The 11,919-nt window shown below is 40.9% G+C and carries 9 protein-coding genes and 1 pseudogene; 4 read left to right on the top strand and 6 right to left on the bottom strand.

Going from position 1 to position 11,919, the window contains the following annotated elements; translation table 11 throughout:
• Positions 1-65 precede the first annotated feature (65 nt).
• Positions 66-560: a GNAT family N-acetyltransferase gene (locus PSPO_RS17040; protein WP_010559345.1), complete on the top strand. Its 495-nt coding sequence runs from the start codon at positions 66-68 to the stop codon at positions 558-560.
• Here PSPO_RS17040 and PSPO_RS17045 read toward each other — a convergent pair.
• The 3 genes from PSPO_RS17045 to PSPO_RS17055 are packed head-to-tail and all read right to left on the bottom strand — an operon-like array spanning position 535 to position 4,020.
• On the bottom strand, positions 535-1,140 hold the full coding sequence (locus PSPO_RS17045) for a PqiC family protein (protein WP_010559344.1): 606 nt from the start codon (positions 1,138-1,140) through the stop codon (positions 535-537). The two genes, PSPO_RS17040 and PSPO_RS17045, sit on opposite strands and share 26 nt — an antisense overlap.
• A 4-nt stretch (positions 1,141-1,144) precedes the next feature.
• Positions 1,145-2,800: an intermembrane transport protein PqiB gene (gene pqiB, locus PSPO_RS17050; RefSeq protein WP_010559343.1), complete on the bottom strand. Its 1,656-nt coding sequence runs from the start codon at positions 2,798-2,800 to the stop codon at positions 1,145-1,147.
• Positions 2,797-4,020 (bottom strand): paraquat-inducible protein A, encoded by a 1,224-nt coding sequence (locus tag PSPO_RS17055; RefSeq protein ID WP_010559342.1) that lies wholly within the window; start codon positions 4,018-4,020, stop codon positions 2,797-2,799. Before PSPO_RS17055 ends, pqiB begins: the two co-directional genes overlap by 4 nt.
• Positions 4,021-4,128: 108 nt before the next feature.
• Between PSPO_RS17055 and PSPO_RS17060 the strand changes: the two genes are divergently transcribed.
• Positions 4,129-5,349 (top strand): iron-containing alcohol dehydrogenase, encoded by a 1,221-nt coding sequence (locus PSPO_RS17060; protein WP_010559341.1) that lies wholly within the window; start codon positions 4,129-4,131, stop codon positions 5,347-5,349.
• An 896-nt stretch (positions 5,350-6,245) separates the two neighbouring features.
• On the opposite strand, the pseudogene PSPO_RS17070 reads toward PSPO_RS17060, so the two are convergent.
• Positions 6,246-6,458 (bottom strand): annotated as a pseudogene (locus PSPO_RS17070) (IS110 family transposase); the annotation flags it as partial.
• Between the two features lie 97 nt (positions 6,459-6,555).
• On the opposite strand from PSPO_RS17070, the gene PSPO_RS17075 reads away from it, so the two are divergent.
• Entirely contained in the window at positions 6,556-6,906 is a 351-nt protein-coding gene (locus PSPO_RS17075; protein ID WP_010559338.1) for a hypothetical protein, read from the top strand.
• A gap of 130 nt (positions 6,907-7,036) precedes the next feature.
• Complete coding sequence (locus PSPO_RS17080) at positions 7,037-7,531, top strand: hypothetical protein (RefSeq protein WP_021033025.1); 495 nt, start codon at positions 7,037-7,039, stop codon at positions 7,529-7,531.
• Between the two features lie 266 nt (positions 7,532-7,797).
• On the opposite strand, the gene PSPO_RS17085 is transcribed toward PSPO_RS17080, so the two are convergent.
• Together PSPO_RS17085 and PSPO_RS17090 are read right to left on the bottom strand one after the other, a co-directional pair.
• On the bottom strand, positions 7,798-9,153 hold the full coding sequence (locus tag PSPO_RS17085) for a hypothetical protein (protein ID WP_010559336.1): 1,356 nt from the start codon (positions 9,151-9,153) through the stop codon (positions 7,798-7,800).
• Between the two features lie 129 nt (positions 9,154-9,282).
• Positions 9,283-11,910: a TonB-dependent receptor gene (locus tag PSPO_RS17090; RefSeq protein ID WP_010559335.1), complete on the bottom strand. Its 2,628-nt coding sequence runs from the start codon at positions 11,908-11,910 to the stop codon at positions 9,283-9,285.
• Positions 11,911-11,919 lie beyond the last annotated feature (9 nt).

The raw sequence follows: 11,919 nt of genomic DNA on the forward strand, positions 1-11,919 counted from the left end.
ATATGCCCTAGTTATATTTAAAATAAAATTGTATATTTTATTTATTTTTGGTTGTAAGGATAAATGTGAAAAATATCGCGCTACAAGAATTAACCACTGCCGATGCTGAGTTCATTTTTAAGTTAGTAACGCAAGCGAGTTTTAAAGAGCACATTGGTGATAAAGGGGTGTATAATCTAAACAGTGCAGCAAAGCACCTTGAAGAAAAGTACATTCAGCCCTACCAGCAATATGGTTATGGTTTATGGGGTATAAAAGATCTCGACCGTAATTGTTTTGTTGGCGTATGTGGCTTAGTAACACGCCCTGATTTTGACATTCCTGATCTTGGCTATTCGTTACTTGATGAGTTTACAAAGCAAGGTTATGTGGCAGAAGCTGCGCGAAAAACCATTGAACGTGCCCGCAATAAGCACGGCTTTGACACATTAAATGCCATTACTTCACCCACTAATAACGCGTCAATTAACGTGCTTGAAAAACTTGGCTTTAAGTTTATTAAGCAATTTGAACTTGCCGGTTATGAAGGGGTTTCTAACCTTTATCAATTAGCGCTTTAAGCTCAGTTGCAACCGCGTTGTTGACATTGTTCCATGCACTATTTAACGCGCTAACAAGCGGGCCGTAGCCGTCATCGTCAAGCGATACGGCTTGATTAAAGCCTTGGCTATACACGATAGTAGCTGAGGTATGCTCAAGTTTATATACCGTTACTATGCCCGCTATTACACCTTCGCCGTTCTGATTCGCTTGAAACTTAGTCAGATAATAATCTACGCGAAAGGTTGGTAACGTGGCATTAATTGCAGATTCTAACTGTAGGGGAATAACGCGGCTTTGCGACAACTGGTTATCAAGATTAACTACGCTTGCTTGCAGTAACAATTCACTGGGACTGCTGCTCCACAAATGGCCGTTGGCGCTTTGTATTTGCAATGGTGCAACCTCTACAGCAATACCGCGATTGGCAAGATGCCCGGTTAACTTAGGGTTACTGACAATGATATTAGCGCGTGCTTGTTTACCTAATTTATTTGGTGCAAATTCGCCGCCATCAAGCTGGTAATAACTAATAGTGTCAACTTGGCTGCTACACCCGCCCAATAATAAAAAAAGAACTGAAACCAGTAAAATACGCATTGTGTTATTGTTTCCTTGGGGTTGGATCGGTTGCCAATTGTTTATCAAAAATAAACATATTAGGTTGCTCGTTTAAGCCTTTTGACAATGGCTGCAATTGCTCTGCTAACTGTTTTAACTGATCAAGCGTGCTGTTTAATTCGTGATAAATAGCAGAACCTTTCTCGTAATCTGACATGGTTTTTTCAAACTGCAACATGGTTTCATCAAATGTTGCCATCGATTTTTCTACTTGTGCTAAGGTTTCATTAAACTCATTAGGCAGAGTTTGCGTGTCTTTTCGATTTAACAGTTCGCGCAGTTCAACGGCGAATGTGTTGTATTCGTTCATTGTTTTATCAAAGCTATTGAGCGGTGTTTGCATATCTAAATTATTAAACTTCGCTAGTAATTCCGATACTTGGTTCGCCATTACGCTAAAGCCACTAGAGGTGCTTGGAAACACTTTTAAGCCAGCAAATTCAGACTGCTGAAATGGCTCAACATCTTGGTATAAATCAAAATCAATATAAATTGAACCGGTGAGTAAATTACCAGTTTTAAGGGATGCTCTTAAGCCTTTTTCAATCCAGCCATCTAGGCTATTTTGCCAGAACTCTTTGGCAATTTTGGTATCGTGGAAAATACGCTTATATTCAATTTTAATCTTAACCGGTACAGCTGTACTGTCAGTTGAAAAATGGGCAGGGCGATTATCAATCACTAACATCGCAGGCGCTTCTTCAACAGTACCAATACGAATACCGCGATATTCAACTGGCGCACCCGGCGTTAAGCCGCGAATTGATTGCTCAAACTGAATAACATAGTAATCGTACTCGTCGTAGCGATGTTCTAGCGCTTTTTGGTAATCGCTGTTTAATCTGAATGTTTGATTTTGCTTGGCTAAAGCATCGGGTTTTTCGCCCTCAGGAATGGCAAACGAAATACCGCCTTTCAGCATTTTTGCCAGTGAACTGGTTTTAAAATTAATCCCGTCAGCCGATAGGTCAACTTCAATCGCTGAGTTTACCCAAAACACCACATTTTCTGTGACCAGATTTTCATAAGGTGAGCGAATAAAAATGCCATAGCGCATAATCTGCTGTTGCCAATCAAACTTAGCCGTTTCAACTTGTCCAACACTGTAGCCGTTATAATAAATTGTGGTACCAACATCAATTACATTGGTATTTTTACTGGTAAGCAAATAGCGCTGACCTTTTATGTTATCGGGAATTTGGGGCGGCGTATCAAGTAGTGTAAATTGGCGGGTTCTGGCATCACTTTCACCCGGTAAAAATTCAAAATAAACACCCGATAACAAGGTGTTTAACCCAGAAATACCGGTTTCGTCGATGCGCGTTTTAACAATCCATATTTTTGCGTCTTGATTAAGTAAATGCTCGTAATCTTTATCAATTACCGCGCGCGCAACAACTGTGGTTTGATCTTCAGCAAGGCGCACTTGGGCAATGACACCCATTTTTACGCTGCGTACTTTAATTTCTGTTTTGCCGGGGATCACGCCTTCTGCGTTTGGCATGGTAATGTAAATAGTCGTGCCTTGGCTTTGTTGGTATTGATAAAACATCCAACTTGCAACAAACACAGCAATAAGTGGAATGATCCAGATAGGTGAGAGCGTTCGCTTTTTACTAATAGCGGCAGTAGGGCTCATTCAGAAAACCTCTTTTTATCCCAGATTAAACGTGGGTCGAATAGTTGCGCAGCAATCATCGAGGTGATCACCATAATTGCAAAAAAGATTGCACCAACACCAATTGTTATCGACATTAAAACGCCTAATTGTACTAATGAAACTAAAATAACTACAACAAACACATCGATCATTGACCATTTACCAACAAGCTCTATTAAAACATAAGCACGTGCTGCTTGTTTTCTACTAATGTGTTGTTTTTTTGTAACTAAATAACACAGCCAAAATAATACAAACAATTTGCCGATAGGAATACAAATACTGGCTATAAAAATAATGATAGCGATTGGGTACGAGCCAATCTGCCACAGTGTAAAAACACCATTAAGAATAGTGGACGGTTCGTCAATTGAGAAAATCCAAGTGTGCATTATTGGGAAAAAATTCGCTGGTATATAACAAATTAGCGACGTGATGGTAAATGCTAAAACCCATTGAATATGTTGTGTATTGCGTACCGACGTTTTGCTATTACAGCGCGAACACGTATCGTCGTAAGTTAATAACTGACAAACATGACACGCTCGCAAATTTTGATTTTTAGCGCGCGAGCCTAAGCTTTCATCAATTGCTATTTTGTTTTGGTCGGCGAGTTGTAACCACAAACTATGGCTGTCGTAATAATATAGCGTGAGCGAATAACACAGTACAAAAGCGGAAAAAGCCCAAAAACTTAAACCAAAGGTAATTTCAGCCATTGCCATAATTTTAATCATGCTGATCAGCACGCCAATTAGGAATATTTCCGACATAACCCAAGGTTTTAAGTAGTAAATCGTTTTTAAGCAAAATCGCGAAAGCGGCTTAGGTAACACATACAAAGCCCCCATATGAAGCGGAATAAACAGAGTTAATAACACAAAAGGCAAACCAATAATGGTGATATCAATCAGTGCAGCGACGAAAAAGTTATCTTGATAAAACAATATTTTTGCCGCGTCGAGCAAATTGATGGTTTGGCTTAACCCTTGATTGCTAAACGAGATAAACGGGTAGAGTAAGGCGCTAAATAGTAAGATAAGTGACGCGATACTAAGCGCAACCACTTTTTGAGCGCGCGCGTTAATTGTGCGGCTTAATAAGGTATGACAATTTGGGCAATAGGCATGCTCCCCATGGCTGAGCGTTGGGATACTGACTATTTGATCGCAGTGATGACACGCGAGTTGTATTTCCATTCAGGTGCTTACTTTGTCTTGTTACTCTTTGATTTTCTTATATCCTTGATTGTAAGGCAAGAAATTGTGCTAGGATATTTGCTCTAATAACAATAAAAGAGTACAACCATGGCGCAATCAATTGGACTGACTAAACGGCTGCTGTATCGTTGCTATCACATGGCGTTACGCCTTGCATTGTTTGTTTATCCTATCCCACGACCTAAGTGCTTTAAAAGCACGCAAATCGATATCTGGCTTGCCGAGCTAAAGCAACAAAACATTGAGCGTTTACTGGTGGTTACCGACAAAACCTTGCTTTCACTCGGCATAGCAGCTCCTGTAATTAATGCCCTTGAAAGTGCTGGCATTAGCACGTCTATTTATTCAGGTATTTTACCTGATCCCGACATTAACGAAATTGAATCGGGTTTTATGCTTTATACACACGATAAGTGCCAAGGCATTGTTGCAATTGGCGGTGGCTCGGTGATTGATGGCGCAAAACTAATAGGGGTGCGCGCTGCAAAACCACATAAAGCATTAACGCAATTACGCGGCTTGTTTAAGGTGATGCGCCGTTTACCGCCGCTAACGGCAGTGCCAACTACCGCTGGTACAGGCTCAGAAACAACGGTTGCAGCGGTGGTTTCAAACCGCAAGCAGCAGGATAAATTCGCAATTGCAGATTACTGTTTAGCGCCAAAATACGCGTTATTAATGCCAGAATTAAGCCAAGGCTTACCGCCATTTATTACCGCCACAACTGCTATGGATGCGTTAACGCACGCATTGGAAGCATTTATTGGTATTAACGGCACGCAATTTACTAATCAAAAAGCGTTAAGCGCATGCAAACTCATTTTTGATAATTTTCCATTAGTAATTCAAGAACCAAGTAACATTAAGGTACGAAAAAACCTGCTAAACGCATCCTTTTATGCGGGTGAAGCGTTTACTCGTACATCGGTAGGGTATGTGCATGCCATTGCCCATCAACTTGGTGCGAAATATCATGTCGCCCATGGCCTTGCTAATGCTGTATTGCTGGATGTGGTGTTAACGGAGTATGGCGAGACAATACATGATAAATTAGCACTTATTGCTGATTATTGTGAGCTAGGTGATAACAAAATTGACGACCGATCACAAAAAGCGGCGCTGGTAATTGAAAAAATACGTGAATTAAAAGAATTGGCGAATCTTTCAACCAAAGTAGATGAGCTTGATGCTAAGGATATCCCAGATATAACAACCGCAGCGATGAAAGAAGCACACCCTGATTACCCTGTGCCAGAGTTTTGGTCAAGCACTCGCTTTGATCACGTTTTACAGCAAGTTTTAACGTAAAGCTCGGGATACTCTTATATTGCTATTGGTTTTAGGGGGTATGTGTTAGCTAGAGGGCTGTAGTGAGTAAATAGCGGCAAATCACAATTAATTTTCTATTTCGTCAAAGTATATTGCTTGCATAGTCAGGAAAACACCCCAATTGCACGTTTTTGTCCTGAGATAAAAGCCATCACAGCTGCATTTTGATTGCACTAGCAAATAGTTATGAAGTTTGTTACAAATGAGCCATTCAGAAAACGCGCGATTAGCTCGTTATAAACATGTTATGTGCCCATGAAATATTTTTTACATTGTTTAGTGTTTTTATTTTCCGTCAGCTCTATTGGCTCTGAGTCGATAGAGATCAAGGGTGATGTTTCAATCCAAACGATTGAATTGATAAAGTCAAAATTTGATGATGGAGCTCCAATAATCGAATCGGGGCATATATCGAAAATATTGCCTAAAAACCTAGGCGACGCCATATATAAAATTGCTAATGATAATGGCTATTTTGAAGTTCGGTTTAAGGAGCACAGGAATCAATCAGGGTATGATACAGTAAATGCGAAATTTATATGTGACTCGTTACCGTGCGAAGTTATTTTTTATAACCACATTAAGACGGTGTATTAGGGCACATAACAAGCGGTTTATGAAAGGGACTCGTTACGGCTTGCTCTGGTTCGTCCCTCACCATTTAGCAAGCCTAAACTCGCCCCATAACCAGGCTACATGGACTCCTCTCTGTCAAGCAATAGGCGTCTTCGACAACAAGAAGATCTTACAGCAGCTCTATATTCGGCGTTTATTAGCTTTGCTACGCTATCGCCCTGATGATTTGCGCTTGAGCAATGACCTCATTCGTTAGACAGTATTTGCTACTTCCCGGCTAAACAGGTTTTATTGCTCTCGGTCTGACCGAGTTTAGTAAACGCTCTTGCCCAATAATGAGCACTTGAGCATGCTTCCATCCCAATTAAGCAAGGTGGCAATTTAGTAATTTCAGCTAAGAGGTTGTTTCGTTTAATAGTTTTACACAATTTGCACTTGCTATGCTCATCAACCCCATGGATACTAAAAACATATTTGGCTAAATCGATGCCAACAACTTTAATTAAAGACATATGGACTCTCCTCGTTTTGGTTCAACTACCACTATGGCACATTGTGGCTAAGTGGTTGGGGAGTCCATATCATTCGTTATGTTTCTAGGGAATATCGGTGATAAAGTTTTATATTTCAGTACTGCTTTTGTTTTCTCTAAACGCTCATGCCAGTGAATCAGAACTGGATGTTGATTTCTTTTATCTTCAATACATCATAAAGAGTGTTCGAAACTATTCACCTGAACAAAGTAAATGCCAATACACATCAGATGATGCACAATTATTAAATGAGTTTTTAAGCGCAAGCAATAAAGGTGTTAACACTGCTAAATACTCTAGCGCTGATAAAAATGAAATAAATCTATTTGTGCCTATTCCAAAGAAAAATAGACCAGGACTGTATTTGACTATTCAGTTAAATGGTAACCAATGCGAAAGTTTTACACTTGGCGAGATCATGAATTAAAGCTTAGAGTCTAAATAAACATAACAAACGCATCAAAAATGACGTCAAACGCTTGGTTGACGCTCATTCTTCGCTAATTTTAGCCAAGCATTATCCGCATTTTATGCGGGCGTTATATGCCCTGTGAAATATGAGAATACTTTTAACATTTTTAATTTTCTTTAGCTTCAATGCTATTTCGGCTACCCCACCGAACTGCTCTGTAAATGGAGCTTTTAATGGCAAATTGTTTGAATTAAGCGTTGTTACATCATTCAATGGAAATTATAACTTTAAATTTTGTTACGATAAAAAAAGCTATTTGATTTCTGAGTATTCAGAGGTTATTTCAGTAAAGCGACCTTTAAGAACGACTGTGAAACATGACTCTAAAGCAGAGCTGGACTCAAATACAGCTTTAATTATTAAAGATCTTTATAGAGCGGTCCAAGCTACCATAAAAACTGATGATTCTCGCGGTATGGATGGCTCAACTTGGTGCTTTAAGCCCAAGAATGGAAGTACTTATTCTGAAACTTGCCTTTGGTCGCCTTATTCAAATACAGAACGCAGGAACTTAACTGATTTGGTAACACTTGGTAATAAGCTGTTTGAAATATCTAATTTTGAGAGTGTTCAGCAATAGACATATAACAAGTTAATTAAACAATGGACGTAAAACAGCAGGCTTGCGCTCATTCTTCGCTTAGTTTAGTCTGCTATTTTGCGCCGGTTAGGCAAGCGTTACGAACGACCGAATTTGGCACGTATCTGCCTGTCAGGTTTTAATTATCCCTTTTAGGCAATTTTGGCGTTTCAAATCAAACTTAATTAGCGAATACTTAATATCAAACGCGGCGCATAGTGTTTCATACGATTGCGCCGCGATTGATTAACGTTTATAAGCTGAGCTTACTCGGCAAGGGTTTTTAGCTGAGTAATTTTATAGCCGCTTGTGGCGTTCGAATCTTCTTCCAAAATCAAAATGTAATTACCGGTTTGTGAAAAGTCGATATCTGCCATTTGTAAAACGCTGATAGTTTGGTTGTTTACTTCATAAGTGACGGATACATCGTAACTTTGCGAATCTAACGCCAGCGATTTTGTCGCGAATGCGTCAATGTTTTTGATGTAGCTTGTGGTGTCGTCAATGGTTTCATTACCCTCAGTAAAATAGATATCGACTTTGGCGATATTTGTATCATATGGAGAGTGATCAATCAGGTTAACAACTTGCACATTATGCGATACCGCGTTTGGCGTTAAATCCTCAGTAATTGATATCATTGCAGGATAATCGTCAGTATGTTGATAGAAAATACTGATAAGAGAGGTGTTTTTGTTAACTGCCTCAACAAAATTATTCACGATAGGGTTATTTGAGCTATCTAACATCGACAGGGTAAAGGTACCTGCGTTCGCTGGAAAATAATCGGTTACTGTGTCGGATGGGGTTGCTGGTGTTGTAATATCGTCTTTGGTGCTAAGCGCATTAAAGGTAACGGCTGCGTACTCATCAATCGCGTTGTAAAAACGCATTTGCGACATAGCATCAACATGGGTCAGCGAGGTAACGCTTGAACCATCAGAAACTAAATCAACTGTAATGCCACCTGGTTGCGATGAAAAACTCGGGCGCAACATGGCAATATAGCTTTGTTCATCATCAAGCTCCACCATACTCGATTGAAAAATAACCTCATCGCTGCCAGCGAGGGTGATGTAAAAGGTGTAATGATCTTCGCTTTTTTCTTGTAGTTCAGGTAGCGCTAAATATTGGGTTGAAGTTAATAGCTCGGCATCCACAAAAGCGTAATCGTCTTTAGCAAGGTAAATATCGTATTCTTGCTGATCTGAAATGGTATTAATGGCGCTGATTTGAATTTTGTCTTCGCCGTCAAATTCGCTAATTGCAAATTCGTCAATGCGTGGCTCGCTGTAGTCGCCCGATAAGACTTTTAAAAGCTTTACATCGCTTTTAATGGCAAGTGTGTCGTCGTCACTCAGCAGCGGAATATAGTCATCGTTATCGTTTAAATAAACGTAGTTTAACGCATAGTCGTCATGGTTATAGTTATGGCGGGTGGTTACTTCACCAAACGTCGCACCGGTGCGTACGGTATTGTCGATTTCGAGATAAACCGTTGGGCTATTGGCACTGGCATTATACATTTGTACGAAACCTGTGCCGGATGAATCGTCACTGCTACCGCAGGCTGCAAGCATAGAAATGGCGAGAAACAGCGTTGTATTTTTAACATTTATCATTATTGTTTTTCCATGAGTTGGGTTGTTATCTACCCTGATTATGTCATGGGAAAATCAATGCTATAACCATTTTTACCTACTATTACAATGGGTTACAATAAGTCACTTGAGTAACATATTCTCACAGTTTTAGTAAGTAAAACGTACCCCTACATAAAAGCGCCTGCCGTTACGATAAACCGCTTTTGGTGAGTAATGACTGCCTTCGTAGAGGTAGCTAATTTCGTCACCGAGGTTTAGCCCTTCAAGATTAAGCGATAAATTCGGATTAATATGATAGCTAAATGTGGCGTCAATTTGCGAAAAGTCGTCTTGCATTTCAAGGCCAACGCCGGTGGCGAATTCTGTGCGATAGTTGTGGGAAATACGGGCACTCAGCCATTCATTCTCAAAATAACCGGTTAAGTTAAAGGTATGCTCTGAGGTGCCCGGAATAAATGCTTGCTGCGTGGTGTTACCATCGCGTTTACCATCAACAAAGGTGTAGTTTGTTATAATGCCAAGGCCTTGTAAAAACTCATGTTGATAGCTCAATTCGATACCCCAAACATTACCGCCTGCGCCGTTAATCGGTCGGTCAATGGTCATTAGTATGTCTTCGTGTACTTCTAATTGACGTTTAAACTCGATAAATGATTTAACGTCTTTGGCAAACGCTGCAACCGATAGCAAACCAATGTCTGAGAAATACCACTCGAGAGACATATCATATTGAGTCGCGCGATATGGGTCGAGGTCGGGGTTGCCGCCTTGTCCTTGCGCTTGTGTAACGTTGTAATTGGTTGATGGCATTAAATGATTGTATTCGGCGCGTGCCATAACTTTTGCAGCAGCAAAGCGAAATGCCAGGTCGCGTTTTAAGTCAAAATTTAAATTTAAGCTTGGCAGAATATCCGTGTAATGTTTGCTTTGCGCTTGCCACACAAAGTTAGTTTGCGCACTACTGGGCGATGCGATTTGCTGATAGGCGCCCGCATCTTGAATGGTATTAACAATGCGCACACCCACATTAGCGCGGAATAAATCAGTAAGTAAATTTAGCTTGGTGTATAAAGCACTGGTTTGTTCTTGAATATCAAAGCGACTGGCTTGCTCCACTTGCTGTTCAAACGGGTAATCGCGGTAGGCGTTTGCAAGAGATTGAGTATCGGCAAATGCATAGTGCTTAAGTGTTTCGTCAGAACCAATGCCGTGTAAATAGTCTTTCGGAAAGGGCGCACTAAAATTTGCGAGCGTCCAATCGAGCGTATCTTTAATATTGCTGTAACTGCCATTATTTGAACGTAAGCGTTCAAAATCACGTTGGTGATTGCGATATTTAATGCCAAAATCAACACTGTCTATAAGATTATGAATAAGCGCCTTTGAAAAGTCAGCTTGTAAATACCACTCTTGATCAACGGAGTGCTGAGAGTCGTTTCTAACTTCGCTTATCCACCAGTTTTCAGCTTGATTTGGATTGAGTTCATAGTGGGTTTTAATGTCGCGTTTGTTTCGGGTATCGACGCTAAATCCCGAATTTGCTGACCACTGCGATGTATTGTCGTCGTACGTACCGCCGCTACCGCGGGTAAAACCGAGCTGGTATTCATTTTGCCATAAGTTAACAGATTGCATGGCTTTAACGTTAATACTGTTAGTCTTAATGGTTGATTGACGCCAAATTGCTTCCATTGAGGTACTAAAGGGCTCGGTATTTGCGGGGTCTACCTTCGAGTAATCGGCGTACGCTAGGGTATTATTGATGATTTGATAGTCGTTAATTACGCCACCGCGCGAGAATACGTTTGACGGTTGCCACAAAAAATTTTGATTCGTGTTGTCTGCTTCTAACTGTGAATACAAGGCATCAAATTCAAATTGCCACGTGGCACTTGGCTGATAATCAATCGCCATGGTTGCGCTGGTACGCAAGCGTTCTTGTTGAAACACCGCAGAGCCGCCACCACTTGGGGTCCAAATGTTTTTTATGTCAGCGCTGTCATGGTCGCTGTATGTTAATTTGCCATCATCGCGTTTTTTAAAGTGTGCTTGATGCCAACCCCAAGACTCCAAACCATCTCGGCGCAAGGTGCGCTGCTGGCGGTTTAACGTAAACAACATACCAAAATCTCGATTACTGTTTACATAGTTATAAAAGGCAGCAAGTTGCGGGTCGAGCTCGTTTGATAAGTCGCTATATTGGCTTTGCAGCGTGACAATAAATTGGGTGTCGGTCGTTAGTGGCCTATGGGTTTTTATATTAATCGCTCCGCCAAGAGAACCTTCATCTTGGTTCGCTTGTGGCGTTTTAAACACCTCTAATTTGCTAACAAGTTCAGCGGGTAACATGGTGTAGTTAAAGCCACGATTTGGCTGCGATGAAATCCACCAATCCGCTGAAGCGATATTTTGACCGTTTAAAAACGTTCTATTTTGCCCTGGTGTCGTGCCGCGCACACCAATACGCTCGCCTTCGCCCATCACACGCGTAAGCGAAATACCGGTAACACGCTGAAGCGCTTCAGCAACGTTTTTGTCGGGAAATTTCCCGATTTCTTGGGCACTCAGAACATCGCTAATTGCCGAGTGTTGTTTTTTATCGGCAAGTGATTGCAATAAGCTCTTGTGAATGCCACGTATTTCAATGGTGTCGAGATCGATGTCGGGAGTATTTGCAAACGCGCCGTTAGAGAGAAACGCAGTTATCGACGCCAAAGACATTGCGCGTAATTTAAAGCGAAGGTGTTGTGCCTGTTTATTATTGTGTGTTTGCATATGCTCCCC

It is taken from the genome of Pseudoalteromonas spongiae UST010723-006, assembly GCF_000238255.3.
GTDB classification, from domain to species: Bacteria; Pseudomonadota; Gammaproteobacteria; order Enterobacterales; family Alteromonadaceae; genus Pseudoalteromonas; species Pseudoalteromonas spongiae.